Annotated in this window: 26 protein-coding genes; 7 read left to right on the forward strand and 19 right to left on the reverse strand. The window is 64.7% G+C overall.

The features are described from left to right. Positions 1–16: 16 nt before the first annotated feature. The 4 genes from H7828_RS11610 to H7828_RS11625 are packed head-to-tail and all read right to left on the reverse strand — an operon-like array spanning position 17 to position 3,945. Complete coding sequence (locus H7828_RS11610; RefSeq protein WP_226781203.1) at positions 17–1,099, reverse strand: Gfo/Idh/MocA family protein; 1,083 nt, start codon at positions 1,097–1,099, stop codon at positions 17–19. Positions 1,100–1,157: 58 nt separating this feature from the next. Continuing rightward, positions 1,158–2,294, reverse strand: coding sequence for an ABC transporter substrate-binding protein (locus tag H7828_RS11615; protein WP_226781204.1), 1,137 nt, complete (start codon positions 2,292–2,294; stop codon positions 1,158–1,160). A gap of 25 nt (positions 2,295–2,319) precedes the next feature. Then, positions 2,320–3,156 (reverse strand): ABC transporter permease, encoded by an 837-nt coding sequence (locus H7828_RS11620; protein WP_226781205.1) that lies wholly within the window; start codon positions 3,154–3,156, stop codon positions 2,320–2,322. A 6-nt stretch (positions 3,157–3,162) separates the two neighbouring features. Continuing rightward, positions 3,163–3,945 (reverse strand): ABC transporter ATP-binding protein, encoded by a 783-nt coding sequence (locus H7828_RS11625; RefSeq protein WP_226781206.1) that lies wholly within the window; start codon positions 3,943–3,945, stop codon positions 3,163–3,165. 214 nt (positions 3,946–4,159) lie between these two features. Here H7828_RS11625 and H7828_RS11630 point away from each other — a divergent pair, with 214 nt between their 5' ends. Together H7828_RS11630 and H7828_RS11635 are read left to right on the forward strand one after the other, a co-directional pair. Next, complete coding sequence (locus H7828_RS11630; protein WP_226781207.1) at positions 4,160–5,116, forward strand: SIS domain-containing protein; 957 nt, start codon at positions 4,160–4,162, stop codon at positions 5,114–5,116. A 2-nt stretch (positions 5,117–5,118) separates the two neighbouring features. Continuing rightward, a complete protein-coding gene (locus H7828_RS11635; RefSeq protein ID WP_226781208.1) occupies positions 5,119–6,894 on the forward strand; it encodes a flavin-containing monooxygenase in 1,776 nt (591 codons plus the stop codon). A 5-nt stretch (positions 6,895–6,899) separates the two neighbouring features. Here H7828_RS11635 and H7828_RS11640 read toward each other — a convergent pair whose 3' ends face one another. From H7828_RS11640 to H7828_RS11670, 7 genes are all read right to left on the reverse strand, one after another. Further along, entirely contained in the window at positions 6,900–8,060 is a 1,161-nt protein-coding gene (locus H7828_RS11640; RefSeq protein WP_226781209.1) for an enolase C-terminal domain-like protein, read from the reverse strand. After that, the gene (locus H7828_RS11645) at positions 8,057–8,893 is read right to left on the reverse strand and encodes an NAD-dependent epimerase/dehydratase family protein (protein ID WP_226781210.1); all 837 of its coding nucleotides are present in this window, start codon (positions 8,891–8,893) and stop codon (positions 8,057–8,059) included. Before H7828_RS11645 ends, H7828_RS11640 begins: the two co-directional genes overlap by 4 nt. A gap of 1 nt (position 8,894) precedes the next feature. Beyond that, positions 8,895–10,016: an ABC transporter ATP-binding protein gene (locus H7828_RS11650; RefSeq protein WP_226781211.1), complete on the reverse strand. Its 1,122-nt coding sequence runs from the start codon at positions 10,014–10,016 to the stop codon at positions 8,895–8,897. 23 nt (positions 10,017–10,039) lie between these two features. Further along, entirely contained in the window at positions 10,040–10,885 is an 846-nt protein-coding gene (locus H7828_RS11655) for a carbohydrate ABC transporter permease (protein ID WP_226781212.1), read from the reverse strand. Next, the gene (locus H7828_RS11660) at positions 10,882–11,829 is read right to left on the reverse strand and encodes a carbohydrate ABC transporter permease (protein WP_226781213.1); all 948 of its coding nucleotides are present in this window, start codon (positions 11,827–11,829) and stop codon (positions 10,882–10,884) included. Before H7828_RS11660 ends, H7828_RS11655 begins: the two co-directional genes overlap by 4 nt. Positions 11,830–11,900: 71 nt before the next feature. Further along, on the reverse strand, positions 11,901–13,187 hold the full coding sequence (locus H7828_RS11665) for an ABC transporter substrate-binding protein (protein WP_226781214.1): 1,287 nt from the start codon (positions 13,185–13,187) through the stop codon (positions 11,901–11,903). 24 nt (positions 13,188–13,211) lie between these two features. Continuing rightward, positions 13,212–13,958: a FadR/GntR family transcriptional regulator gene (locus H7828_RS11670; RefSeq protein WP_226781215.1), complete on the reverse strand. Its 747-nt coding sequence runs from the start codon at positions 13,956–13,958 to the stop codon at positions 13,212–13,214. Between the two features lie 135 nt (positions 13,959–14,093). Here H7828_RS11670 and H7828_RS11675 point away from each other — a divergent pair, with 135 nt between their 5' ends. The 5 genes from H7828_RS11675 (at position 14,094) to H7828_RS11695 (ending at position 17,788) form a co-directional block, all read left to right on the forward strand. Beyond that, entirely contained in the window at positions 14,094–15,023 is a 930-nt protein-coding gene (locus tag H7828_RS11675; protein ID WP_226781216.1) for a dihydrodipicolinate synthase family protein, read from the forward strand. Then, positions 15,016–15,783, forward strand: a complete 768-nt coding sequence (locus tag H7828_RS11680; RefSeq protein ID WP_226781217.1) for an amidohydrolase family protein — start codon at positions 15,016–15,018, stop codon at positions 15,781–15,783. Before H7828_RS11675 ends, H7828_RS11680 begins: the two co-directional genes overlap by 8 nt. 51 nt (positions 15,784–15,834) lie before the next feature. Beyond that, positions 15,835–16,074, forward strand: coding sequence for a helix-turn-helix domain-containing protein (locus H7828_RS22985; protein WP_226781410.1), 240 nt, complete (start codon positions 15,835–15,837; stop codon positions 16,072–16,074). Continuing rightward, a complete protein-coding gene (locus tag H7828_RS22990) occupies positions 16,041–16,757 on the forward strand; it encodes a hypothetical protein (RefSeq protein WP_425354947.1) in 717 nt (238 codons plus the stop codon). Before H7828_RS22985 ends, H7828_RS22990 begins: the two co-directional genes overlap by 34 nt. A 317-nt stretch (positions 16,758–17,074) precedes the next feature. Beyond that, on the forward strand, positions 17,075–17,788 hold the full coding sequence (locus H7828_RS11695; RefSeq protein ID WP_226781218.1) for a hypothetical protein: 714 nt from the start codon (positions 17,075–17,077) through the stop codon (positions 17,786–17,788). A 108-nt stretch (positions 17,789–17,896) separates the two neighbouring features. Here the strand turns inward: H7828_RS11695 and H7828_RS11700 are convergent, their stop codons facing one another. The 8 genes from H7828_RS11700 to H7828_RS11735 all read right to left on the reverse strand — a co-directional run bounded on the left by H7828_RS11700 (position 17,897) and on the right by H7828_RS11735 (position 25,695). Continuing rightward, entirely contained in the window at positions 17,897–18,982 is a 1,086-nt protein-coding gene (locus tag H7828_RS11700; RefSeq protein ID WP_226781219.1) for an ABC transporter ATP-binding protein, read from the reverse strand. Next, the gene (locus H7828_RS11705) at positions 18,979–19,770 is read right to left on the reverse strand and encodes an ABC transporter permease (protein ID WP_226781220.1); all 792 of its coding nucleotides are present in this window, start codon (positions 19,768–19,770) and stop codon (positions 18,979–18,981) included. The genes H7828_RS11700 and H7828_RS11705 overlap by 4 nt, the downstream gene beginning before the upstream one ends. Further along, positions 19,767–20,744: an ABC transporter permease gene (locus H7828_RS11710; RefSeq protein WP_226781221.1), complete on the reverse strand. Its 978-nt coding sequence runs from the start codon at positions 20,742–20,744 to the stop codon at positions 19,767–19,769. Before H7828_RS11710 ends, H7828_RS11705 begins: the two co-directional genes overlap by 4 nt. Positions 20,745–20,818: 74 nt before the next feature. Next, the gene (locus tag H7828_RS11715) at positions 20,819–21,928 is read right to left on the reverse strand and encodes an ABC transporter substrate-binding protein (RefSeq protein WP_226781222.1); all 1,110 of its coding nucleotides are present in this window, start codon (positions 21,926–21,928) and stop codon (positions 20,819–20,821) included. A gap of 31 nt (positions 21,929–21,959) precedes the next feature. After that, positions 21,960–23,066: an NAD/NADP octopine/nopaline dehydrogenase family protein gene (locus H7828_RS11720; protein ID WP_226781223.1), complete on the reverse strand. Its 1,107-nt coding sequence runs from the start codon at positions 23,064–23,066 to the stop codon at positions 21,960–21,962. A gap of 87 nt (positions 23,067–23,153) precedes the next feature. Next, positions 23,154–23,753 carry a peroxidase-related enzyme gene (locus H7828_RS11725; RefSeq protein ID WP_226781224.1) on the reverse strand — a complete coding sequence of 200 codons (600 nt, stop codon included), beginning with the start codon at positions 23,751–23,753 and terminating at the stop codon, positions 23,154–23,156. Beyond that, entirely contained in the window at positions 23,750–24,232 is a 483-nt protein-coding gene (locus H7828_RS11730) for a hypothetical protein (protein ID WP_226781225.1), read from the reverse strand. Before H7828_RS11730 ends, H7828_RS11725 begins: the two co-directional genes overlap by 4 nt. Then, a complete protein-coding gene (locus H7828_RS11735; RefSeq protein WP_226781226.1) occupies positions 24,229–25,695 on the reverse strand; it encodes an NAD(P)-binding domain-containing protein in 1,467 nt (488 codons plus the stop codon). Before H7828_RS11735 ends, H7828_RS11730 begins: the two co-directional genes overlap by 4 nt. Positions 25,696–25,709 lie beyond the last annotated feature (14 nt).

The following is a 25,709-nucleotide window of genomic DNA, read 5'->3' on the forward strand; positions in this document are numbered from 1 at the left end:
GGCGCTATCCTCCGCCTCAATCCAACGTGATCGTTCGTTCCTCCTGGATGCTCTGCTCGGCCGCCAGGACGATCCGCAGGGAATTCACCGCCGCCTCCATCGAGTCGGTCAGGTCCAGATCCTCGGTGATGGCGCGCAGGAACAGCGCCTGTTCGCGGTCGCACAGCTCCTGGTGGCCCGGCTCGTCCTCCATCGACAGCATCTCGTCGGGCTTGGTGAAGTTCTTGTCGGGGCCGACGGCGGCATGGTGAATGCGGATCGCATCGGTCTTGGTGTGCTTGTCGATATCGGCACTGTCGGACAGGTCGATGTCATCGCCGCGGGTTTCGTTGTTGGCGACGATGGAAACCGCGCCCTTCGGCCCGATCACGTCCTTCACGAAGAAGGCTTCCTCGCTCATCATCGGGCCCCAACCCGCCTCGTACCAGCCGACCGATCCGTCATCGAAGGTGACATGCAGGTGGCCATAGTTCTGCTTTGCCGCCTCGTCCCACAGCTTGGCCCCGATACCGTGCACCCGCACAGGCTTGGCTCCCGTGAGCTGGCACATCACGTCGACGTAATGCACACCGCAATCGACGATGGGAATCAGGCTGTCGATCAGGTTCTTGTGCCAGTGCCAGGCATCGCCCGAGCTTTGCTGGTTCAGGTTCAGGCGCATGACCAGCGGCTTGCCCAGGGTCTGGCCCACCTCGATGAACTTCATCCAGCTTGGGTGCACCCGCAGGATATAGCCCAGCACCAGCTTGCGGTTACTGGCCTTCGCGGCATCCACTACCTTCTGCGCATCCGCGATATTGGTGGCGATGGGTTTTTCCATGAAGACATGGCACCCGGCATCGAAGGCGCGCAGGGCGTAATCGGCATGGGTATCAGGGTAGGAGTTGATCGAGACAGCGTCGGGTTGCGCCTCGGCCAGGGCCGTGTCGTAGTCTTCGAACAGGGGATAGCCCTGCAATTCATCGGGCATCTTCTTTGACTTGATCGACCGGCTCATGATGCCGACAATCTCGAACCCGTCATTGCGGTGATAGGCGCTGGCATGAGAGGCCCCCATGTTGCCCAGCCCCACGATCAATACACGCACCTTGTCGGCCATTTCACTTTCCCCTTTTCCAGATGTCACGCGCCGGGACGTGCCCCGGCGCGTGGAGTGGTCATATTGCCTGTGCGAACAGGTTGGCGCGGATCGCCTCGACATCGACGGCGGCCATGTCCTCGCTCAGCTCGGCGGCTTCGGCATCGGCCTTGACCTTGTCATGGTCGAAATCGTTGGCGGCGGCGATGAACTTGTTGGTCAGCACATCCTCGGCCTTGATCTCCTCGGTGCCGTTGATCTCGGCCATGAGACGGAACAGCGTCTGCCAGCTTTCCATGTCGTGATCGCCCCAACCGCCGCGATTGTCCATGTCACCACGGAAAACGTTGATCTGCTGGAGGATCGACATGGTGCCCAGCTCGGGGCCCAGGTTCGCGGCCAGCGACGGGAACTGTTCGAACACCGCCTGCACCGCCGCCCGCGGGTTGTGATGGGCAAATTCCATGCCCATGGCCCAACCGCGCAGGTATTTTTCCAGGAAGGCGGCCTTGTCGGGGTCTTCCACATCGGCGCTGCGCACCACGAAGGTGTTGGCCGGCAGGGGCGAATTCTGCACGCCCAGCCAGTATTCGAACTCAAGTCCGGTCGAAACCCACTCGGCACGCAGGCCTTCCCACGATAGGGCAGCGTCGCCCTGCCCGGCCGCCAGCGCGGTGCCCCAGGTGGGCCAGCCCGCTTCGACATAGGTGATCTTGCTCACGTCGACGCCCTGTGCGGCCAGCATCGGATCGACGATGCTTTGCCAGGCGGCCGAGCCCAGGAGGATCGTCTTGCCCTCAAGCTGTTTCAGGTCATTCACGCCCTCGCCCTTGCGGAAGGCGATGCTGAAGGTATCGAGCGCGCCCATGTGGAACACGCTGGTCAGGTCCATGCCGTTCTGCAGGCCAAAGGCAAAGACGCCGGGCGAGGGAAAGCCCATGTCGGCCTGGCCCACATCGACAAATTTCACCGTTGCCGTGCCGTCCGAGGGCCCCGGCTGCATCTCGATGTCGAGCCCGTCGAAATAGCCCATCTTCTTGCCGATCCAGTAGCCGTAATCGTCAAGCACCTCAAGCGTGCCGCGCGGGCTGATCCAGGTGAAGGTGCCGTCGTAGGGCTCGGCGTGGGCCAGGCGCGGCATGGCGCCCATGCTCACGATACCCGCGGCAGAGACCTGCAAAAGCCGGCGGCGGTTCAGTTTCGGTCCGTTCATCATCTCACTTCTCCCTGTTGTTGTTCGTTCACGCATCCCAGCTTGCCCACTTCTTGCCGATCAGGAAGAAGGTGACGTAGATGGCAATGCCCAGCAAAGACAGGATCAGCACCACCGCGAAGAACTGCGGCATCTGGATCATCGACGAATAACTGGTCAGCCGGTTGCCAAGGCCGAAACCGCCGCCCACCATCTCGGCCCCGACGGCGGTCAGCAGCCCGAAGATCGACCCGATCATCAGGCCCACCAGGATCATCGGCAGGGCCATGGGCGCGCGGATCTTCCAGAAGATCTGAAGCGTGCTGGCGCCATAGCTGCGCGCCAGGGCGATCTTGGCGGAATCCACCCGCCGAAACCCGGTGGCGGCGTTGATCATCACCATCGGACCGCTGGCCAGCGCCACCGCGATGATGCGCGGGGTATAGCCAAAGCCGAAGCGCAGGATCAGCAGCGGCACCAAGGCCAGCATCGGCGTGGTCACCAGCAGCAGGATATAGGGCGCGATGATCTTTTCGCTGAAGGGAAACTGGGTGATGACAGCGGCCAGAATCAGCCCGATGGACGCCCCGATGGCAAAGCCGGCGAAGAGTTCGACCAGGGTATGCCCCAGGTGCGGCGCGATGAAGGGAAAATCCTTGATCAGCGCCATGGCAATGGCCGAGGGCGGGGGCATGATGTAAAGCGGCACCTCGAACAGGCGCAGCGCCAGTTCCAGCCCGCCGATCACGATAATGGCCGTGGCGATGATCGCCACGATCTCGGCCTGGGTCCGGCTGGCCCCGCCGGCGGCAAAGGCCGACAGGTTGGTGACATCCACGCCACCGCCGCCGCGCTTCTTCTGGAACTCGGGGGTTATGTCGCCCATGAAACTCTACTCCGCCGCCTTTGTCCGGGCGCCCGCAATGCCGCCCTTGATCGCGTTCATCAGGTCGAACACCTGCCTGCTTGCCATCACCTCGTCCGTGCGCGGGCGCGGCAGGTCGATATCGTGAATCGCGGCCACCGAACCGGGCCGCCCGCTGAGAACCACCACCCTGTCCGAAAGGAACACCGCCTCTTCGATGGAATGGGTGATGAAAACGATGGTCGTCTTGCTTTCCAGCCAGATCTCCTCGACCAGGCGGTTCATGTCCTCGCGGGTGAAACTGTCCAGCGCGCCGAAGGGTTCATCCATCAGCAGCACGCTTGGATGCTGCGACAGGGCGCGCACGATCGACGCGCGTTGCTGCATTCCGCCCGACAGTGCGCCGGGCATGGCATCCTCGAACCCCTTCAGCCCGACCCGCTCCAGCAGGTGGGCGATCCAGTCGTGATCGGGGGTTTCGCCGGTGATCTCGTAGGGAAACAGGATATTGCCCCTGAGATTGCGCCAGGGCAGCAGGTTGGATTCCTGGAACACCAGCCCGATGTCGCGGTGCGGCTTGGTGATCGGCACGCCGTCCAGCCGAATTTCCCCGCCGCTGACCCCGTGCAGCCCCGACATCGACCACAACAGCGTTGTCTTGCCGCAACCCGAGGGGCCGACAATCGACACGATCTCGTTCCGGGCGACCGAGAAGTCACATTCGCGCAGCGCCAGGAAATCTCCGTAGGCCTTCGATACCTTGTCGATTTCCAGCTTCGGACGCTGATCGTCTGCCTTGGGTTCGCTCAAGTCTCGGCCTCCATTCACGGGGCGGCGCGGCCTTTCCGCTTACCCCTGCGTAAACTGTGTAAGTCACTTACAATTCTGTCAAGAGATTCTAATGGAAACCGCGAAACTGCCTGAAAACAGGGAAAAACACGCAATGGTTTCGTGATATTCCTACAAAATCGCTTGACCCAGGGTCATCTCTTGGCAACGATAGGCGCAAGAATGAGAGGTGCGCATGGACGTGAAGCCCCGGAAATCACCGCCCCGCGCGCCCCAGCCGCCTGCCTCTGCCCCACCGGGGTTGCAGGCCCGGGTTCCCGATATCGTCGGCCGCATAAAGGACAACCTCACCACGCTCAGCCCGGCGGAACGCAAGGTCGGTGCAGTGGTCCTGTCCGATGTCCGCCAGGCGGTCGAAGACAGCAATGCCACCCTTGCCCAACGCGCCGGCGTCAGCGAACCCAGCGTGACCCGCTTCTGCCGTGCCATCGGGTGCGACGGGGTGCGCGATTTCAAGCTGAAGCTGGCGCAGAGCCTGGTGGTGGGCGAATTGTACCTGAACGCCGACGCGGCCCCCGATGCACCCGACCGCGACGCCCCGGCCTTCTGGGCGCCGGTTCTGGGCGATGCCCGCGACGCCCTGCGCGAGGTTGAGCGACAGGTCTCGGCCTCGGCCGTCCTGGCCGCCGCCGAGGCGATCGCAGCCGCCGCGCAGGTGGTGACCTTCGGTCTGGGCGGCAGTGCGGCAACCCTGGCCCAGGAAACCCAGCACCGGCTGTTCCGCTATGGGGTGCGGGTGGCCTGCTGCACCGATCCCTACCTGATGCGGATGACGGCAGCGACCCTGCGGCGCGGCGACGTGGTGATCGCCGTTTCCGCCTCGGGCAAGACGGCCGAACTGATCGAAGCAGCGGCGCTGGCCCGGGGCTATGGCGCCACGACCATCGCCGTGACGGCCACCGCCAGCCCCCTTGCCGATACCGTGGAACACCCGCTGAGCGTGGCGATTCCCGAAAACGCCGATACCCTGACACCCACCGCGGCCCGCTTTGCCTATCTTGCGATCATTGACCTGATGTCGGCGGCGACGGGTTACGCCCTTGGCCCCTCGGCGCGTGAAAGCCTGCGGCGGATCAAATATACCGCGCTGAACCACCGCACGGGCAACGTACTGGAACCTCTGGGAGATTAGACATGGACGAGAAGAAGGCCCGGGAATGGCTGGACCGGTTCGCGCAGGCGCTGGCGGGCGGTGACGCCGGGGCGCTGTTTCACGACGATTGCCATTGGCGCGACCTGCTGGCCTTCACCTTCACCCTCGTCACGCTTGAAGGGTGCGACCGCGTGCAGGCCATGCTGCGCGACCGTGCCGATACGGTGCGCCCGGAAAACTGGCGCCTGACCGCCCCCCCCGAGGTGGACGAGGACGGGATGACCGAGGCCTGGTTCACCTTCGATACCGCCCTTGGCCCGGCCATCGGCGCGCTGCGGCTGGACGGAGGGCAATGCCGCCATTTCTATACCGCGCTTCTTGACCTGACCGGCTTCGAGGAAGCCGCCGGGCGCAACCGCCCCCTTGGCGTGCGCCACGGCGCCACCCGCGACCGCCAGACATGGGCCGAAACGCGCGCCGGCGAAACCGCCGCCATGGGGCGCGAGGTGCAGCCCCATACCCTGATCATCGGCGGCGGTCAGGGCGGGCTGGCGCTGGCGGCGCGGCTGCGCGCGCTGGGGGTGCCGGCGCTGGTGATCGAAAAGAATCCCCGCGCCGGGGACAGCTGGCGCAACCGCTATCGCACGCTGGTGCTGCATGATCCGGTCTGGTTCGACCACATGCCCTACATGCCCTTTCCCGGCAACTGGCCGGTGTTCACCCCGAAAGACAAGATGGGCGATTGGCTTGAGTCCTACGCGCAACTGATGGAACTGGCGATCTGGACCTCGACCAGTTGCGAAAGCGCCGAGTGGACCGGCGAGGGCTGGACCGTGCGCGTCAACCGCGAGGGCGAGGAACTGACGCTGCACCCCAGGCACCTTGTCTTTGCCACCGGCGCCTATGGCCCGCCCCGCCCGATCCCGTTTGACGGCGCCGGTGATTTCGCCGGAACCCTGATCCATTCGCGTGACTACAAGGGCGCGGAAGACTGGAAAGGGCGCAACTGCGTGGTGATCGGCGCGGCCAGTTCGGCCCACGACGTGGCCGTCGACCTGTGGGAGGCGGGGGCGCATGTCACCATGATCCAGCGCTCGCCCACCACTGTGGTCAAGTCGGCCACCCTGATGGACCTGGGGTTCGACACCTATTCCGAGGCGGCGCTGGAACGGGGCATCGACACCGACCGCGCCGATCACATGGCGGCCTCCCTGCCCTTCGGCCCCATGGCCGCGCGGCAGCGGCGGATGTACGACACGATCCGCACCCGCGACGCCGACTTCTACGACCGCCTGGCGAAGGCGGGCTTCGCGCTGGATTTCGGCGAGGACGACTCGGGCCTGATGATGAAGGCGCTGCGCACCGGGGCGGGATATTACATCGACGTGGGCGGGTCCGAACTGATCGCGTCGGGGCAGATCGGGGTGATTTCCGGCGTCGGGGTCGACCGCATGAACCGCGACGGCCTGACGTTGAGCGATGGGCGCGACGTGAAGGCCGATCTTGTGGTGGCCTGCCTTGGCTATCAGTCCATGCATGAAACCGTCGCCACCATCGTCGACCGCCCCACCGCCGACAGCGTCGGCCCCTGCTGGGGGCTTGGGTCGGGGGTGCGAGGCGATCCGGGGCCATGGGTGGGCGAACCGCGCAACATGTGGAAACCCGTGGCCCACGAAAACCTGTGGTTTCACGGCGGCAACCTGGCCATGTCGCGGTTCTATTCGAAATACCTGGCCATGCAGATCAAGGCCCGCAAGGAAGGCATCGCCCCCCCGGTCTGGCCGGGCGCCGCGCCGAAGGATCAGCGCAGCGCCTGAACCGCTCAGCGTGGCGGCGGCACACTGCGCCAGGGATGCACGGCACAGACCGCGCGGTCCAGCACCGACCCGAGCCCGGGGGCAGTGTGGGCCGAAAGGCATCCCCCTTCGGGCCGGACATGGCCACGCGACAGGATGCCATCGAAAAGCGGCGTTTCGCCGTGCTGCAATTCCAGCAGGTCGATGGCCGGATGCGCCGCCAGGTGAACCGAATGCGCCGCCGAGACCGGGCCGCTGGGGTTGTGGGGCGCAATCCGCGTGCCATGTTCCGCCGCCGCATCGGCGATGCGCAACATTTCCGCCGGGCCGCCGCAATATTTCACGTCGGGCATGATCACGTCGTTTAGCGCGATGAAAGGCGCGAAGGCCTCAAGCCCCATGCCCATCTCGGCCCCCGCCAGCAACATTCCGGCGTGATTGGCAGCCTTGCGCAGATCGGCCAGATTGGCGAATTGCGCCGGGATTTCCGCGATCGGGCATTCGATCCAGTAAAGGCCGGATGGCCGCAATTCATCCATCAGGGCGCGGGCGCGATCATGGCCAAAGCGCCAGTGGCAATCCACCATCAGCCCGGTCTGCCCCCCGATGGCATCGCGCACGGCGCGTATGCGGTCCATCCCCGCCTGCACCAGCGCCTCGTTCGCGGCGCCGTCGCCTGCCTTTGGCGCCACCCCGTCGAAGGGGGCAATCTTGATCCGGGCGAACCCGGCCGCCGCAACCTCGGCGGCGCGGGCGGCGAAGGTTTCGGGCCTGCGGTCCGGCAGCCCGCGGTTGATGTTGGCATAGACCGGCACCTTGGCCCCGGCTCGCCCGTAAAGCGCGCAAAGCGGCTTGCCCGCGGCCTGCGCCACCAGGTCGAGCCGCGCCTGTTCTAGCGCACTGATGGCCGAATGCCCGACCAGGCCCGCCGGCGTCACCTTGCCCGGGGTCAGCCGCGCGGCCAGCGCATCAAGCGTCAGCCCGCAGAGCGCCGGGCGATAGGTGTCGAACCAGCCCGTGACCAGCGGCTCATAGCCATGCAGCGTTGCCTCGCCGGTGCCGGTGGCGCCGTCCTCCAGCACCAGTTCGACGAAGATCCAGTTGGATTTCTCCGAGATGTTGGCCACCGTGACACGGATATCCCCGATCCGGCGGTCATCGCCGGTCAGATGCATGTGATCGGTCATGTCGGGCGCACCCTGTGTTGCGGGGCGAACCCGAAGGCATCGCGCGCCTTGGCGCAGTTCATGGGCGAGCCGTGGCCTGTGGGCGCGTCCGAAACGTCAAGGTCGGGGCAATGGCGGGCCAGCACGGTTCTGGTGTCCTCCTCGGTCAGCACCTCGGCGCCGGTTATGTTGTATTCGCCGGGCGGGGCCTGGTCGGCTTCGATGGCGGCCCGGCAGGCACCGGCCACGTCGCGCGCGTCGATCCGGGTCCAGAGCAGGAACCGCGCCGCCACCGGATCGCGCCGGACCATGGCGATCTGCGCTTCCATATCTTCGGCCAGGCGCGCGCCCATGATGCGAAAACTCAGAACATCGGTGTCGCTGTGGGTGCTGAAATAGCGCCCCGCCGTCTCGTTCGCGACCTTGGACAGGGCGTAGGAATTCAGCGGCCGCAGGGGGTGATCCTCGGTCACGGGAACGGTCAGGGGCGCGTGGCGTTCAAACCCGTAGACCTGGGCGCTGGACCCCTGGATCACCCGCCGCACGCCACAATCGCTGGCCGCCGTCAGCACATTGAAGGCGCCCGCGGTATTGTCGCGGTAGGTGCGGTGGTCGGCCACGATGCCGGGGTTGATCCAGGCGGCCATGTGAACCACCGCTTCGGGGCGAAAGCCCTGCATCGCGCCCCAGACATCGCCGATGTCGGTGACATTGCCGATGCGGTAATCGACCCCCGGCAGCCGGCTTTCGGGCAGGGCCAGATCAAGGCTGCGCACCTCGTGCCCTGCCCTTGCCATCTCGTCCACGATATGGCGGCCGATCTTGCCGTTGCCGCCTGTCACCAGAACCCGCATGTCAGGAGGCCGCCGCGATCTCGGGCTGGGCTGCGGCGGGGTCGCGCCGGGCAAGGCCGGTTTCATCGAACAGATGGCAGCCTTCGGGCGCGATCATCATGGTCACCCCGGTGCCGCTGCGCAGCTTCACCTGGCCGCGCACCTGGGCCACGATGGCGCCTTCGCTGCCCTTGACGGACAGGTGAACGTGGGTTTCATCGCCCAGCTGTTCGGTCAGAAGTACCGTGGCGGCGACGCCTTCATCCGCTGCACCGCCCAGGCTGACATGTTCGGGGCGCACGCCGATGGTGACGGGGGCGCCCACGGCGGGGGCATCGCGCAGCGGCAGGGCGACATGCCCGCCACAGGCCAGCGCCACGCAGCATTGACCGTTGCCCGCACCTTCGACCGTTCCGTCGAGAAAGTTCATCCCCGGCGATCCGATGAAGCCCGCCACGAACCGGTTGGCCGGCGCATTGTATAGATCGAGAGGCGAGCCGACCTGTTCGATCCGCCCGTCCTTCAGCACCACGATCTTGTCGGCCAGGGTCATCGCCTCGACCTGGTCGTGGGTGACATAGATCATCGTCGCGCCCAGGGTTTCGTGCAGGCGGGCGATTTCGATCCGCATCTGCACCCGCAATTCTGCATCGAGGTTGGACAACGGTTCGTCGAACAGGAAGATCTTGGGGTCGCGCACGATCGACCGCCCGATGGCGACGCGCTGGCGCTGCCCACCCGAAAGCGTCTTGGGGTAACGATCCAGCATGTGTTCGATCTTCAGGATCGCGGCGGCCTTGTTCACCCGGCGCGTCACCTCGTCCTTCGGGGTCTTGGCGATGCGCAGCCCGAAGGCCATGTTTTCGAAGATCGTCATATGCGGATAAAGCGCATAGTTCTGGAACACCATCGACAAGCCGCGCTCGGAACTGTCGGTGTCGTTCACTCGCGCGCCATCAATCAGGATGTCGCCCCCGCTCGATTCCTCCAGCCCCGCGATGGTGCGCAGCAGCGTGGACTTGCCACAGCCCGAGGGCCCCACGAAGACCGCGAATTCGCCGTCGGTAATTTCAAGATCCATCGGCTTGAGCACTTCGACGGGGCCGAAGGATTTGGACAGTTGGTTCAGGTTCAGTTTTGCCATTGCTTGGTTCTTGTCCTTTGAAATCAGCCTTTGACGGCGCCCGCCACGAAGCCACCGATCACCCGGCGTTGCGTGAACAGGAACAGCACGATGATCGGCACGGTCGTTATGGCGGCCAGGGCCATCGTGGCCTGGAAATCGATGCCCAGTTCGGTGTTCATCGACAAAAGCGCCACGGGCAGGGTGTATTGGTCGGGCGAGGTGGCGATGACCAGGATCGGCAGCCACTGCTTCCAGTTCAGCAGGAACCCGATCAGGAAAACGGTCGCCAGAATGGGCTTGGAGATCGGCAGCACGATCTTGCGGAAGATCTGCATCTCGGACGCGCCGTCCATCTTGGCGCTTTCGATCAGTTCCTTCGGGATCGAGCGGAAGAACTGGACCAGCATCAGGAACAGGATCGGCATCAGCGACAAAAACAGGATGATCCCCGCATAGGTGCCCAGAAGGCCCAGCTGGAACACCACGAGGTAGACGGGAATGACCAGCAGCATCGCGGGATACATCATCGTCATGAGGAACCCGAACTGGATGAACCTGAACCCCGGCAGATCGGGCTTGCGATAAAGCGCATAGGCCCCCAACGCCGTGACCCCGACGGCGATCAGCGTGGCCGCCACCGTGATGAAGACCGAGTTGAAGGTGTAAAGCCACAGCTTCACCCCGCCCAGGGTCTGGATGTCGCCATAGGCGCGGGTGTTGAAGGATTCAGGCAGCAGGCGGGTGGGCTCCAGCAGCATCGCCTCCTGGCTGCGGAAGGAACTGACGATCATCCACCAGAAGGGATAGAGGAAAAGGAAGGTCACACCGGCCATGAAGACCCAGGCCAGGAGGGCAACGGAGCGATCTTTCACGGATCGGGTTTTCATCGGTAATCCGCCTTTTCGTTATAGCGATAGACCACCACGGCCAGGCCGATGACGATGGCGAAAAGAACCGTCGCCATGGCCAGCGCCTGACCGTAATCGGCAAGGTTGAACTTGGAATAGGCGTAGAACGACAGGAAGTTCGTCGCATAGTTCGGCCCGCCGTTCGTCATGATCACGACCACGGCGAAGGTTTTCAGGAACTGGATCACGGCATAGATCGAATTGATGGCGATGGCCGGGCGCAGCTGCGGGATCCAGACGTTCCAGACCCGCTGCATGGTGCGCGCGCCGTCCATGCGGGCGGCTTCGTCCAGCGTCGGATCAAGCAGTTTCAGGTTGGTCAGGAAGATGATGGTGTAAAAGCCGACATGGTGCCACCATTCGACGAAGACCAGCGTAAAGAAGGCCTGAAGCGGCTTTGTCGTACCGGCGAAATCGGGCAGGCCCATGTCTTCGAGAAAGGCGTTCACGGCGCCGAAATCGATGCTGAACATCCATTTCCAGACGATGAACGTCGCCGCCTCGGGTGTGACCACCGGCAGGAACAGCGCCAGCCCGCAGATCGGCGCGGCCAGCTTCAGCGACCGGCTGGACAGGATCAGCGCCAGTGCCAGCGCCGTCGTGACGTTCAGCACCACCGACAGCACGGTGAACAGCAGCGTGCGCCAGAGCGAACTGAGGAACAGGTCGTCGCTGAAGATGTCGATGTAGTTCTGGAACCACACGTAGGTGGGTTCGGGGGTCAGCGCGGTATAGCTGTCGGTGAACGACACGATGATGCCCAGCACGATGGGCCAGACGCCCATCACCAGGGTCAGCGCCGCAAAGGGGGCGATCAGGATGTAGAAGATCCTGTTGCGCCAGATGTTGCTGCCCGCATGGCGCCAGCGGGCCGGGCGCAGGGCGGCAAGGAAAGGGATCGGTACTGCCGTGTCGGTTTGCATGTCGGTCTTCCGTTCAGGTGTCGTTCCCCCGGGGCCATCGCTCCGGGGGAACCTGTGTCACGGGGCGCGGATCAGTCTTTGAGATCGGCCACCTTGTCCTGCATCTTTTCCGCCGTCGCCTTGATCCAGGCGTCGAAATCGGCGGGCGGGTTGGCGATGGCGTCGGAAATCTCGCGATAGAACGCCTCCTGCAACTCGGGATACCAGGCGAATTTCGCCGACAGGAAATCGTTCGGATTCACCGGATATTGCGGCTTGGCAAAGAAGGCCTGGGTGTCGCTCAGACCGTCCAGCGGGATGTCGCCGCGCACGCCGCTGCCCTTGTTCTTCAGCATGATCGCCTGGGATTCGGGTTGCAGCGCGAAGGCGGCATATTGCGCCGCCAGCTCGGGATTGTCGGAACTGGGCGTCACCACGATGGACCGGACCGAGTGCATTTCCACCGCCGGCGGCTCATCCTCGAACAGCGACGGGATGGGGCCGATGGTGTAATCGCCCGCCAGCCCCTCGATGCCGTCCCATTTCACCACGTTGGCGTCCAGTACCCGAAACATGCCCGCGCGCCCGCCTTCGATCAGCTGGTACATGTCGGTGAAGACGTGGTTGATGGTGTCGGGCGACACCAGGCCTTCCTCCTGGAAGATGCGCAGGAAGGTCTGGATCAGCTTGGCATTGCGCGGATCGTCCAGCACGACGTTGCCTTCATCGTCGATGATCAGGTGATCCAGCCCGGCGCCAAAGCCGAACAGCTCCAGCATCTGGTGCGTGACCGACGGATTGCCCGCCTGAAGCGCCATGCCGAAGGTATCGTCGCTGCCGTTGCCGTCGGGATCTTCGGTGGCGAACTTCTTGCCGATGCGGAACACGTCTTCCCAGGTCTCGGGGTATTCCTCGCCCACCGCCTCAAGCCAGCTTGTGCGCACGCCGAAGGCACCGGTGGCCTGTTGCAGCGGCAGCATCAGCAGCGTGCCATCCAGCGTCGAGGCATCCAGCGCCCCTTCGGGAAGGGCGGCGCGGGTGGCGTCGTCCAGCCCGTCGACCATGTCCTGCACACCCGAAAGCTTGCCCGAGCTTTGCTGGATCACGTTGATGCGGAAGTTGTCGTTGAACAGCAGGTCGGGCGCGGTGTTGGTGTTCAGCGCGGCAATGCTTTTCGACAGCCACTGGTCGGTGGGAAACGACAGGGCGCGCACGGTGACGCCCGGGTGTTCCTCGGCGAACAGCTTGCCGATGTCCTCGAACATCACGGTGCCCAGGTCGCCCTTGTCGTGCCAGATCAGCAGTTCCTGCGCCGATGCCCCCACCGGCAGCGCCAGCAGGGCCGCCGCGGCAGCGCATTGTTTCAGTCCGTTTCTCATTTCTATTCCTCCCTTTTTCGTTTCTCAGCCGGATGACCGGCTGCCCGTCGTCTTCATTTCCTCGGCCCAGCGGCGATAGCGCGTGGCGCCGTCCACCAGGTGGCGGCGCATGGCGGCGCGCGCCTCGACCACGTCACCGACGCGGATCGCCTGTTCGATTTCCCCGTGTTCGCGTTGCAGCATCCGCAGGTATCCCGCATGGCCCACGGCCGGATCGGCCTGAAGGCGGATGCGCTGGCGCGGGATCAGCAGATCGCGCAGATAGCCCAGAAACTCCTCGAACCGCGGATTGTCCGAGGCCCGCGCCACCGTCAGGTGAAAATCGCGGTCGGCGGCGATCGAGGCTTCGGGATCGTCGATGGCATCCTCGATCCTGACCCATGCCGCGCGGATCATGTCGGCCTGTTCGCCGGTGCGCCGGGCAGCGGCCAGCCCGGCTGCCTCGATCTCGACCGCGGCGCGCAGCTCCAGCAGGTTCACGATGCCCGGGATCTGGTCCAGGTCATCCTCGGACAGGCGGAAGGCCGACGACGACAGCTTGGCCACGAAGACGCCTGCCCCCTGCCGGCTGGTCAAAAGCCCCTCGGCCTTCAGGGTTGCCACCGCCTCGCGCAGGACCGAGCGGCTGATGCCCAGCGTTTCGGCCAGGTTGCTTTGCGGCGGCAGCTTGTCACCCACGTTCCAGCGCCCGTTCGCAACGTAGCCGCGCAGCTTTTCGGCGGCGTTGGCCATGGTTCCGGCCGGGGTGGTCTGGTCTGGGTCGATGTGCATGACGGGGCCTAACTTGTCTGACTACTTATCCATATCGCTGCGATATAATCTGTCAACCCGCTCAATTTCGCTTTTTTCGCGCCAGCATTCCTGCTAACCCGTAAATTAGTAGGACAAGTTGGATCGGAGAAACGCATGATTGACCCCAGGGGATTTTACGTCGTCGCCCAGACGCCCTTTGCCGATGACGGCACGCTGGATGAAACCAGCATCGACAGCCTGTGCGATTTCTACATCCGCGGCGGCGTAAACGGCTTCACCGTCCTTGGCGTCAGCGGCGAGGCCTTTCGTCTGACGGTGTCCGAATCGCTGGCGGTGGCGAAACGCTATGTGGCGCGACGCGAAGGCCGGCCGGTGATCGTGGGTACCAGCAACGCCTCAATCGCGCATCTGGTCGAGATGTCGCAAAGGGTGATGGACCTGGGCGCCGAGGGGGTGATGATCGCCCCTGCCGCCGGATTGAAAACCGAAGCCGACCTGAAGAACTATTTCGATCAGGTGATGGGCGGCCTTGGCGACATTCCCGTGGTCTTGCAGGATTTCCCGTCGTCCACCGGGGTGAACATGTCGGTGGCTTCGATGGTGCAACTGGTGGCCGATCACCCGACGATATGCGCCATCAAGCATGAAGATGCGCCCAGCCTGCCGAAACTGTCGCGCCTGATCGATGCCATGACCCGCACCGTTCCCATCCTGACCGGATCGAACGCGCAATACCTGCCCGAGGAATTGCGCCGGGGCGCCACCGGCCCCATGGCGGGCTTCTCCTTCCCCGAGGTTCTGGCCCGCATCGAGGAATTGCACCGCAAGGGCGACGAAGACGGCGTGGACGAGATTTTCGCCACCTTCCTGCCGCTGATCCGGCACGAGGCGCAGGGCGTCTGGGGCCTTGCCGTCAGGAAAGAGATCATGCGGCGGCGCGGGGCCATGGCCTCGGCCTTCATGCGCGCCCCTGCCCCGCGGCTGGACGCCCGCGACATGGAGGAAATCGACCGCCTGCTGACCATGCTGGCGCGGCGAACCGACATGGTCAGCACCGATCTGGTGGGCCTTGGCCATGCATGATTGCCACGCCCACATCATCGGCCCCGCCCCACACGACCCCGATTGGCCCCATGACACCGAAGAGGCGACGCTGGCCGACTACATGGCGATGCTGGATGCCAACGACATCGAAAAGGGCGTGCTGGTTCAGCCCCGCGCCCATGGCACCGACAACAGCCTGATCCTGGATGCGATCCGCCGGTATCCCGACCGGTTGCGCGGGGTGGCCGTGGTGGCGCCCGACATGGGCGTCGAAGGGCTGCGCGATCTGCACCGCGCGGGCATTCGCGGCGTCCGGCTGGGTGGCAAGGTGCCGGTTTCTGCCCTGCCCGCGATGGCGCCCGACCTGGCGCGGGCCGGGCTGCATGTTCAGCTGCTGATGCGGGGCGATGACATCGTGACACACCGCGACGCCATCGCCGATTGCCCCGTCCCCGTGGTGATCGACCATCTGGCCCACCCCGATCCGGCCCCGGGCACCGATGGTGCGCCCTACCGCACGCTTTCCGACCTGCTGGACCTTGGCCATGTCTTCGCGAAGCTGTCGGCGATCTATCGCTATTCCGAACGCGCCGATTGGTCGGATGCCCTGCCCCTGCAACGCGACCTGGCCCGCCGCCATCCCGAGCGGTTGGTCTGGGGGTCGGATTGGCCCTTCCTGAACCAGCCCGCCCCGGGGCCGACACCCCCCCGCCTGCTGGCGGCGCTGCGCGATGCGGTGGCGCCCGAGGCCCTGGCGCGGATCACCGAAACCACCCCCCGCGTGCTTTACGGGTTCTGAAAGGGCCGGAACCTTGCAAGGGGGCCGGAATAGCGCTTGCTCGAAGGCATCATGCCGGTCGGGTGCGGCGCGGATGCAGGGCTGGCCTTGAACGACCTTGAAACCAAGAAACTGCGCTATTTCATCGCGATTGCCGAATGCGGTAGTTTCGCTGCGGCCTCGCGCCGGTTGAACGTGGCCCAACCCGGGCTCAGCCACCAGATGACGAATTTCGAATCCGACATCGGCGCGCCGATCGTCCTGCGCAGCAGCCAGGGGTGTCGCAGACCAAAACCGGCCAGCTTCTCATGAAGCACGCCCTGGCCATCACCGATCATCGCGCAGATGGTGGCCAGCGGCGAATGGCAGGGGGCGGGCGGCCAGAAGCGCCACCCTGTCGCGGGTGCTGCGATCGCGCCCAGACCATGGGAAATCATCAGGATCGTGATGCCGAAGCGCTGCCGCAGATCGTCCATCAGCGCCAGAACCTGCGCCTCGATCGTCACACCCAGCGCCGTCGTCGGTTCATCGGGCGCGGCTCGCAGGCCATGGCGATGACGACCTGCTGGCGCATCCCGCGAGAAAGCTGGTTGGGAAATTCATTCATCCGAAGGGCCGCATCGGGCACCTTCACCGCTTCCACCAACACCAGCGCTTCGGCCACTCGTCCCGCGCTGGCCAGCGTTCCGAACAACAGACCCAGGATCGCGCGACTGGGCACATCGCGCCCGAAACCGTGGGTTGCCGGCGGAGGGCGGATTCAGCCGATTGGCGGGGTCCAGTGCAAGGGGATCGTACGGCACGATCCAGGGCGCCAGAAGGGCGGCCAGCGTCAGCCGCCCCAGCCCCGGCATGGCAATGCCAGGGCCGATGGTGGTGGCGATGGGAATGGCCGCATTGCGCATGGCGTGAACCTTCAGCACATGGCGCGCCGGAACGCTCTTGGCCCGGGCGGTGCGGATGAAATCGGCCACCAGCGTTTCAATCACGGGTGAGCGCGTCATCTGCTGTTTCAACACGCAACAGGGCGCCCCTGAGCCAAGGAACAAAAGCGCCGCACGCTTTCCGATCTGGAAAATAGAAGTCTGTCATAGAGGATTGCGAAAACCCTGTTTCAACGTCCCCCGCTCCGCCGCCAGGCCTGGCCCGATCCAATGCCAGGGGAGAGCAGGCAGATGCCGGCGATTCATCCGAGTTCGAACCTGTCGTCGCCACGGCCGGACATTTCCCCGTCTGGCGGAAGGGCACGACGCCGTTCTATGCCGCGCCGGGCTTTCCCGGCACGTCCTGTTGCGCGGATATCCCCGGGGCGATGACACCGGGGCGGATCATCGTGGCCGTGCATGGCAGCGAACGTTCGTCCGAACTGATGCGCAATGCCTTTGCCGATGCCGCCGGGACCACCGGCAGCGTGCTGATCTGCCCGCTGTTTCCCATCGGCATCCACGGCAAGGGCGACGAACCGGCCGACAAGTTCATCCTCTGGAACGGGCTGCGCTATGACCACGCGCTTGAGGCAATGCTGGTTGACGCGGCACAGCGGTTCGGCTTTGCCCCGGCGCCGGTTCACATCTCCGGCTTCTCCGGCGACGCGCAGTTTGCTCAACGCTATCTGCTGGTGCGGCCCGAGAATGTCGCTTCGGCCTCGGTAAAGGGGCCGGGATATGTCTCCGCGCGCCCCTGGTGGACCGGCACCGCCGACATGGAGACGCATTTCGCCGCCCCCTGCCACCTTGCGGCCCTGCGAAAGGTGCCGGTTCAGGTGATCGTGGGCGCGCAGGACACCGGACAGGCCTTCATGACCATCGCGCGCGAGTCACCGATCCGGGCCGGGGGCGCGAACGACATGGGTGGCACCGGCATCGAAACGACGCGCCTGCTGACCATGAACCTGCAAAGCCAGGCCATCGCGGTGCGGTTCGACATGGCGGACCAGACGCGCCACGAGATGACCGCAAACGTCATCGCCGCCGTCACCGAACTCTGGCGCGAAGTCCTGGGGCCGACAGACCGCGACAGCGGCTGAAACCGCACCCGGCCCGGGCAAAGGCCACGGTTTCAGCCAGCCGAAAGGCCCCAGCATCATGAGCGAGCGGCGACAGGCGATGCCCCCGCGCAGCGCGGGCCTGGCCGGTCAGTCGTTCAGAATCGCCATGCTGTCGGCGTCCCAGCCGATCCACACGGGGCCGTCGCCCAGGCTGGTGCCGGTGGTGGTATCGACATAGGCCTTCAGCGTGGCATCCGCCGCGCCTTCGACCTGCAGGTCCAGCGCCATACGGCTGCCCAGGAAGGTCGCGCCGATCACCCGGCCCTGCACCGCGTTCTGGGTCGCAGGGCGCTCCTTGCCGAAACCCAGCCGCTCCAGCCGGATCGAGGCCGTGACGGGCCCCTGCGCCACCTTGCGCCCGGGCGCGACGTGGCCACGCAGGGTCTGGCCGTGCCAGTCCATGATCACGTCATCGCCCTCCATCCCGCGCACCTGCCCGTTCAGAAGGTTGGTTTCGCCGATGAATTCGGCCACGAAGCGGCTTGCGGGGTGGAAGTACAGCTCTTCCGGGGTGCCGTCCTGTTCCACCCGGCCCTTGTTCATCACCACGATCCGGTCGGACATGGTCAGCGCCTCTTCCTGGTCGTGGGTGACGAAGAAGAAGGTCTTGTCGGTGCGCCGCTGGATCGACTTCAGCTCTTTCTGGACCTGGCCGCGCAGCTTTGCATCCAGCGCACCCAGCGGTTCGTCCAGCAGAAGAAGGGCCGGATCGGGGGCAAGGGCGCGGGCCAGCGCGACACGCTGGCGCTGACCGCCCGAAAGTTGCGCCGGATAACGATCGCCGAAACCGTCCAGTTCGAGGAAGGACATGATTTCATCCAGCCGCGCCTTGATCGCCGACTTGCCCATGCCCTTCAGCTCCAGCCCGAAGGCGATGTTGCGGGCCACGGTCATGTGGGGAAACAGCGCATAGTCCTGGAACACCATGTTCACGTTGCGCCGGTCGGGGGGCAGCTTTGTCACGTCCTGGCCATCCAGGATGACGCGGCCCTTGTCGGGGGTTTCGAACCCGCCAAGGATGCGCAGGGTCGTCGACTTGCCACAGCCCGAGGGGCCGAGGAAGGTCACGAACTCACCCTGCGCGATGTCCAGGTCAAGGGCCTCAAGCGCCACGGTCTTGCCGAAGCTCTTGGAAATGCCGTCGATGCGAACAAGGGGGGTGGTGTCGGTCATGATTGGGAATCCTTGTTCATGCGGCGGGTGAAACGCTCGGCCCAGATGCCGATGGCTGCGGTGACGACAAGCGCGACCGTCGCGATTGCATTGATCTCGGGCGACATGCCCGAACGGAGTTTGGCAAAGATCAGCACCGGCAGCGTCGGATCGTACCCCCCAAGGAAGAACGAGCGGACGAAATCGTCAAAGGACAGCAGCAGGCAGAAGATGCTGGCGCCGACGATGGCCGGGATCAGGTAGGGCAGCGTGATGCGCAGGAAGACGACCATGGGATCGGCGCCCAGGTCGCGCGCCGCCTCAAGCTGGCTTTTGGGCAGGGTCGACAGGCGCGCCATGACGACCAGCACCACGAAGGGCACGTTGTGAACCGCGTGGGCCCAGATGATGGCGCCCATGCCCGGTTCGATCCCGAGACCCCGCGCATAGATGCGAAAGGCAATGGCCGAGATGATGCCGGGCACCAGCGCCGGCATGACCGCCAGCCCGAAGATCACGGCCCGGCCCACGAACTTGCGCCCCTCGAGCAGGACGGCGATCCAGGTGCCCACCAGGATCGACACCAGCGTGGACAGCACCGCGATGGCGATGGAGTAGCCAAAGGCCGACACAACGGCGCCGTCGTTGAACACCCCGGTGTACCAGTCCAGCGTCCAGGACCGGATCGGAAAGCCGATGAACTTGCTGTCCTTGAACCCCATCAGGATCATCAGGATCAGCGGCACGAAGACATAGAGAACGAAGGCCCAATAGATGCAGGCCATGAAGATGCGGTTGCCGCGGGTCATCGTGCGTCTCCCTTCCGCATCGCCTTGATGATGCGCTGGAACATGGCGGTCAGGGCCAGGGCGGCCAGGAACATGATCGTGGCAAAGGCGGCACCGGTGGGCCACTGGTCGCCCGCGACATGGAAGAACCCGGCGATGGTTTCGGCGAAAACCGTGGTCGAGGGGCCGCCCAGAAGAACGGGCGTGGCGTAAAAGCCGGTGGAGATCAGGAAGACCAGCGTACAGCCCGATCCGATGCCCTCAAGCGTCAGGGGCAGGGTGATCCGTCGGAACCGGGTCCAGGCCCCGGCGCCCAGGTCGGCGCCCGCCTCGTTATAGCTTTTGGGCAGTTTTTCCAGCGCCGAATACAGCGGCAGGAGCATGTAGAGCGCCGTCAGGTAAACCGTGCCGACCCCCATGGAAAAGCTGGTGTACATGAAGGGAATGGGCCGGTCGATCAGGCCCAGCGTCTTCAGCACTAGGTTCACGGCACCGGTATTGCCCAGCAGGATCATGATGGCATAGGTGCGCACGATCTCGCCCACCCAGAAGGGGATGAGCAGCAACAGAAGCATCAGCATCTGGTTGCGGCGGCTGACATGGCGGGCCAGGAAATAGGCCACCGGATAGGTGATGATCAGCGTGCAGAAGGTGAAGACGAAGGCAAAGGCCAGCGTGCGGAAGAACGGCTGCCAGAAGATGCTGTCCCCGAAGAACTTCATGTAGTGTTCGAGGGTGAAGAAGGTTTCGGTATCGGGGGCGACGGGATAGGCGCTGGTCAGGCTGACGCGCGCCATCTGCATCATCGGGCCCAGGTGCTGGGTCAGCACCCAGATCAGCGGAAAGATGGCCAGGATCAGGAACTGCCGGCGGGGCGAGCCATAGATGACATCGACCAGCGCACGGTACGGCGTCCAGCGCGTCATCCGACCCCAGAACGTCGGTGTCTCGGATGTGCCCGGTCGCTGGTGGATCTGGGCGGTGTCGCTTGGCATGACAGCCCCTTCTGTAGGAAAGCGTTGCGTCATCCGCCCCCGGATCACCGGGGGCGGGCTGTGACGGGTGGTGATCAGGCGGCCTTGATCGCCTCGACGGCCGGGTCCATCAGGCCGTACTTCAGTTCGTTCTCCTCGGCGCGGAAGAACTGGAGATTGGCCAGCTGCTCCTCGGGGAACGAGGTGGACTTGCGCTCAAGTTCGTTCAGGAACTTGTCGGCACCCTTGTAGGTCGAGATGAAGCCCGACGCCTTGGTCATCGAGGCACCGATCTCGGGCGAGGACAGCAGCGCATCAAGGAAGGTATAGGCGTTGTCGGCGTTCGGCGCGTTCTTGGCGATGTTGAACGTGTAGACAAAACCGTAGGACCCTTCCTGCGGGATGCTCATCGCCAGCGGGAAGCCATCGTTGATCAGGGCCGCGGCCGGGCCGTTCCAGCTGTGGCCCAGGAGGATGTCCTGGTTCACCATCATCTGCTGGAATTCGGCGCCGCCGTCATAGTACTTGCGCACCAGGGGCTTCTTCTCGATCATGAATTCCTGGATCTCGGCCATGATTTCGGCAGCGCGTTCGTGATCATCGGCATATTCGATGAAGTTGCCGTCATAGCCCTTCATCAGCATCACGATCGACAGCATGTCCTGGATGATATAGGCGGTCTGGCCCTTGTACTTCTCGGAAAACAGCGTGTCCCAGGTCTGGGCTTCCTCGGCGGTCACATAGTCGGTGTTGTAGGACAGAACTTCCATGCCCGACAGGATCGGCGCGCCCCATTTCTCGCCGTTGATCGTCGCCCAGTCGGACTCCGAGAAGGTGGGGTTGATCTTGTCCCAGTTGTTCAGGCGGCCCGTGTCCATCGGCGCCAGAAGGTCGCTTTCGATGAACTGAAGGAAGCGGTGGCCCGCAACCGTCATGATGTCGACGGTGGGGTTCGGCTGTTCGGCGGCCAGCAGATTGAACTGCTTGCCCTGGTCATCCACCAGGCGCACGTTCACCTTGATGCCGGTTTCGGATTCGAACTGTTCCTTGAAGGCCTGGGGCACGAAATCGTTGTAGGTCCAGATGTTCACCTCGCCGCTGCCCTGCGCCATCGAACGGCGCAGATAGGCGGGGCTGGCCAGAAGGCCGCCAGCGGCAACGGTGGTGCCGATGAAACGGCGGCGGTTCAGTTTCAGATTGGTCATCTTGTCTCTCCTTGTTGAGGAAGGTTCTTGTTCACGACGCCTTGCCGGCGCCTTCGGATGGCAACAGGCCGGTGCGGGCGGCCTGTTGCAGGTCGTCGAGGGAAAAGCGCGACAGATCAAGCGCGTTCAGAAGTTCGTTCTCGGCCATGAAATCACGTCCGTACATGGCCGAAAAGATGCGCACGCCCGCCTCGTGCAGCTTTGCCGGAATGCCGGACATTTCGCCCAGAACCACGGTCAGTGCCAGGCCATAGGGCACGTCTTCGGTCACATAGCGGCTGTCGGCGGTGGCCGGGCCGGTGCCGCCGTTGCCCTGGGCGTGCATCTGCTGGTTCATCTCGGAAATCGACGCGACCGGAACATGGAACGACAGGTGGAAGTGTTCGAAGATCGTGCGCACCTCCAGCCCCAGCGCCTTGGCGATGGCCAGGCGTTCGGCGTCCAGTTCCTCCAGCAGGCGGCCCACCTTGGGGGTGACGTTCTGCCCCTGGCTCCAGGTTTCGCCGCGCTCCATCCGGGTCATGTTGGCCAGGGCGATGCCCATGTGGTTCTGCGGGTTCAGGTTGGACAGGGAAATCGCCAGAAGCCCGTCGCGCACCATGAACCGGTCGCCGAACAGATCGCGGCACAGGTCCAGCCCGGCATCCGAGGCGGACTCGGGGACGGTGCAGATATCCACCCGGCTGCGGATGGTGTTCACCATGGTCACGGTACCCGACTGGCGCCGCCCGGTCACGATGGTGGTGCCCCATGCGGTAACCGGCGCATCCACGCCGCGCGCCGCCAGCGCCTGACGCAGGTAGACCGCCCCGAAGGACGCATGAGAGGAGATGATCACCGGCTGCCCCTCGCGGATATGGGGGATCAGCGCATCCAGCGCCGTCTTGTGGCCATAGCCGGGCAGCACGATCATCAGGACATCGTTCTGTTCGGCCAGTGTTCTGGCGCTGTCGGCAATGCGCGGCGTGAGGGTCGATTCGATGGCGCCGGTCGCGGTCAGTTCGCCCGCCTGCGCCAGTTCGGCCGTTCCGGCGCCCGAGGGCGACCACAGCATCGGATCATGTCCGTTCTGTGCCAGCAATGCCGCCGTGCCGAAGGCGATCGAGCCTGCCCCGGCAAGTCCTACCGTCCGTGTCATGTTATCGCTCCCCACATGCGCCGTTCATCATCCGGCGCACAAAACCCAAATCGTCCCCGTCTTTCAAGGCGGAAAGGCCCCTGCCCTTCACCCACCATCCCCCGTGCGCACCGGATCGCCCAGAACGTGCATCAGCCGGTTGGCCCAGCCGAACAGCGCGGTCGAAAGGATCAGGTCCAGGATCTCGGCCTCGTCCAGCCCGGCCTCTTTCAGCGCGGCCATGTCCTCGGGCCCGGCTTCGGAGGGGGCCTTTGACAGCTTCAGCGCGAAGGCGAAAATGGCGCTGTCGCGGAGCGACAGTTCGGCCTTGGCCCCGGCGGCAAAGATCTTGTCCGTCACCTCTTCGCTTTTCTCGATCTGGGCATGACGCGAGGCATGGACCGCCGCGCAATAGATGCAGTGGTTGACCATCGAAGCCCCGATGGCGCCCAGTTCGCGTTCCGCCCGCGACAGCCCGCCCGCATCGTACATGATGCCGTTGAACAGCGGCGAACGCACCTTGAGCGTTTCCACGTCATGGGCCAGCACCAGAACGTAATCCGACACCTTGGTGTTCGACGGCGTGACCTGAAGCGCCTCAAGCTGGGCCTCGCTGGCCTCTTGCAGGTTGACCGGTGTCACCCGCGGGCGCCAGCCCGGAACATTGCGGGTCCACTTGGTCACGACTTTGGCGTCGGGGCGGCTCATTGCGTTTCTCCCATCAGGCGAAGGCCCGCGATCAGGCGGATCTGGTAGGCCAGGAAGGCATTCAGCTCGGCCAGGCGGACGATATCGGCGTCGCCGATACCGGCGGATTTCAGGGTTTCCACGTCCTCGGCGCGCACCTCGGCGGTGCGGCCGGCGACCTTGTCCATGAAGGCAACCACGGCGCCCATGTCCTGGGCCGTGCCGTCATTGGCCGGATCGGCCAGCGCCGCGTCACCGCCGATGCGCCCGGCATAGCGTTCGGCCAGGTCGGCCTCGCCGTTCAGCCGGGCGATGCGCGCCGCCAGGGCCGCGCGCAGATCGTGCGAAAGACCGCCCGCTTCGGCCGGGGCCAAAACCGCATCCTCGGCGGCCTGGGTCATCTCGAATATCTTCGCGCGCCCCTCCACGGCAGCACCGATCGCGCTGTCGGCTGCAACGCCGCCCATGGTGAAGGCGGTGGTGTCCTGAAATCCGCTCATGCCACTTTTCCTGCCTTGATGTTGCTTTCCAGAACGCTGGGTTCCCATTCGTCGCCCTTCAGTTCGGGGGTGTCATAATCGACGAAACCCTGCCAGTGCTGTTCGACATCCTCGGCGTAAAGGGTGGCCGCGATTTCACGGGTCAGCCAGGCCGCCCCTTCCGACACGCCGGGAATGTCGCCGCTGACCTTGCCCAGGCTGGCGGTCGCGCCGTAGTTGAAGCAATAGACGTTCGACAGCCAGGGCGCCTTGCCGGCCACCTTTTCGCGAAAGCTGAAATCGGGGTTCAGATAGGGAAAGCGGCCCAGGTCGCGGTGCTCTTCGCCCTTGGGCGGTGCATAGACATCCTGCCACAGCAGGATATCGTCGGCGGCCTCGGCGAATTCGCTGCGCGCCATGGGATCGACGGTAAACCCGGTGCCCAGGATCAGGAAATCGGTTTCATAGGCGGTGCCGTCGGCAAAGCCGATCCGCAGGGCACCGTCGCGTTCCTCGGTGGTGGTGACGGCCTTGCCGAAGTGGAAATAGGCGTTGGGGTGGCGCGACACCCGCTTGGTGGAGCCATGGGGCGGCGGCGTTTGCGTCACAAAGCTGTAGCGCATGAACTGCCAGCGCCAGGCATCGGTCAGCCCGGCATATCCGGCGGTAAAGCCATAGCTGCCGATGCCCATCATCTTGTTGATGGTCGGCATTTCCTTGCGCCGGATCAGGTGGCGCACCTCGGCGGCACCATGCTCCAGCGCTTCGGCGGCGTTGTCCACCGCCGAGGCCCCGACCCCCACGACCGCGACGCGCTTGCCCTTCAGGGCGTCAAAGTCGATGTCGTCGGACGAATGCGCCCAAAGGGTCTTTGGCAGGTCTGCGACGAAACCGGGGATGTTCGGCTCGCCCGTGCCATCGCGGCCGGTGGCGAAGATCAGCTTGCGGGTCAGGATGCTGCTCTCGTCGGCCCCCGACAGGTGCAGACGCAGAAGGTCGCCCTCGGGTTCCACCCGGTCGACCGAAACGCCGTTTTCAACCGGTACCCCCAGCGCCTTGCGATACCAGCGCAGGTATTCCATCCACATCGGGCGCGGAATCTTGTCAAGGTTCTCCCAGGCCTCGGCCCCGTGCTGGGCGCGATACCAGGCCTGGAAGGTCAGCGCGCCATGGCCGAAGGCCGGACCGGTCAGCGTTTTCGGCGAACGCAGCGTCTCCATCCGGGCATAGGTCAGCCAGGGGCCCTCGCGGCCCTCGGGGTTGCGGTCGAGGATGCGGATATTGTCGATGCCCCCGGTGCGCAGGCCCAGCCAGGCCACCAGCCCGCACATCCCGCCCCCGATGATCACCACGTCGCGCACGCCCTCGCGGCGCGGCACCCAGGATTTGCCGGGATAGCACAGGCATTCGAGATCGGATTTCAGACGGGCTTCCAGCGCGGGAAGGCCGGTATCGTCGATGGTATGGGCGATGTCTTTGGGCATATCAGGCTTTCTGA

The sequence above is a fragment of the Oceaniglobus trochenteri genome (assembly GCF_020529025.1).
In the GTDB taxonomy this organism is placed as follows: domain Bacteria; phylum Pseudomonadota; class Alphaproteobacteria; order Rhodobacterales; family Rhodobacteraceae; genus Oceaniglobus; species Oceaniglobus trochenteri.

Excerpts from the sequence above, each read along its gene's own strand:
- H7828_RS11660 (WP_226781213.1), bottom strand. The coding sequence starts at position 11,829 with ATGCAAACCGACACGGCAGTACCGATCCCTTTCCTTGCCGCCCTGCGC.
- H7828_RS11730 (WP_226781225.1), bottom strand. The coding sequence starts at position 24,232 with ATGAGCGGATTTCAGGACACCACCGCCTTCACCATGGGCGGCGTTGCA.
- H7828_RS22985 (WP_226781410.1), top strand. The coding sequence starts at position 15,835 with ATGCCGGTCGGGTGCGGCGCGGATGCAGGGCTGGCCTTGAACGACCTT.
- H7828_RS11655 (WP_226781212.1), bottom strand. The coding sequence starts at position 10,885 with ATGAAAACCCGATCCGTGAAAGATCGCTCCGTTGCCCTCCTGGCCTGG.
- H7828_RS11715 (WP_226781222.1), bottom strand. The coding sequence starts at position 21,928 with ATGACCAATCTGAAACTGAACCGCCGCCGTTTCATCGGCACCACCGTT.
- H7828_RS11710 (WP_226781221.1), bottom strand. The coding sequence starts at position 20,744 with ATGCCAAGCGACACCGCCCAGATCCACCAGCGACCGGGCACATCCGAG.
- H7828_RS11650 (WP_226781211.1), bottom strand. The coding sequence starts at position 10,016 with ATGGCAAAACTGAACCTGAACCAACTGTCCAAATCCTTCGGCCCCGTC.
- H7828_RS11700 (WP_226781219.1), bottom strand. The coding sequence starts at position 18,982 with ATGACCGACACCACCCCCCTTGTTCGCATCGACGGCATTTCCAAGAGC.
- H7828_RS11665 (WP_226781214.1), bottom strand. The coding sequence starts at position 13,187 with ATGAGAAACGGACTGAAACAATGCGCTGCCGCGGCGGCCCTGCTGGCG.
- H7828_RS11705 (WP_226781220.1), bottom strand. The coding sequence starts at position 19,770 with ATGACCCGCGGCAACCGCATCTTCATGGCCTGCATCTATTGGGCCTTC.
- H7828_RS11640 (WP_226781209.1), bottom strand. The coding sequence starts at position 8,060 with ATGACCGATCACATGCATCTGACCGGCGATGACCGCCGGATCGGGGAT.
- H7828_RS11695 (WP_226781218.1), top strand. The coding sequence starts at position 17,075 with ATGACACCGGGGCGGATCATCGTGGCCGTGCATGGCAGCGAACGTTCG.
- H7828_RS11675 (WP_226781216.1), top strand. The coding sequence starts at position 14,094 with ATGATTGACCCCAGGGGATTTTACGTCGTCGCCCAGACGCCCTTTGCC.
- H7828_RS11610 (WP_226781203.1), bottom strand. The coding sequence starts at position 1,099 with ATGGCCGACAAGGTGCGTGTATTGATCGTGGGGCTGGGCAACATGGGG.
- H7828_RS11645 (WP_226781210.1), bottom strand. The coding sequence starts at position 8,893 with ATGCGGGTTCTGGTGACAGGCGGCAACGGCAAGATCGGCCGCCATATC.
- H7828_RS11680 (WP_226781217.1), top strand. The coding sequence starts at position 15,016 with ATGCATGATTGCCACGCCCACATCATCGGCCCCGCCCCACACGACCCC.
- H7828_RS11615 (WP_226781204.1), bottom strand. The coding sequence starts at position 2,294 with ATGATGAACGGACCGAAACTGAACCGCCGCCGGCTTTTGCAGGTCTCT.
- H7828_RS11620 (WP_226781205.1), bottom strand. The coding sequence starts at position 3,156 with ATGGGCGACATAACCCCCGAGTTCCAGAAGAAGCGCGGCGGCGGTGGC.
- H7828_RS11670 (WP_226781215.1), bottom strand. The coding sequence starts at position 13,958 with ATGCACATCGACCCAGACCAGACCACCCCGGCCGGAACCATGGCCAAC.
- H7828_RS11720 (WP_226781223.1), bottom strand. The coding sequence starts at position 23,066 with ATGACACGGACGGTAGGACTTGCCGGGGCAGGCTCGATCGCCTTCGGC.
- H7828_RS11630 (WP_226781207.1), top strand. The coding sequence starts at position 4,160 with ATGGACGTGAAGCCCCGGAAATCACCGCCCCGCGCGCCCCAGCCGCCT.
- H7828_RS11635 (WP_226781208.1), top strand. The coding sequence starts at position 5,119 with ATGGACGAGAAGAAGGCCCGGGAATGGCTGGACCGGTTCGCGCAGGCG.
- H7828_RS11735 (WP_226781226.1), bottom strand. The coding sequence starts at position 25,695 with ATGCCCAAAGACATCGCCCATACCATCGACGATACCGGCCTTCCCGCG.
- H7828_RS11725 (WP_226781224.1), bottom strand. The coding sequence starts at position 23,753 with ATGAGCCGCCCCGACGCCAAAGTCGTGACCAAGTGGACCCGCAATGTT.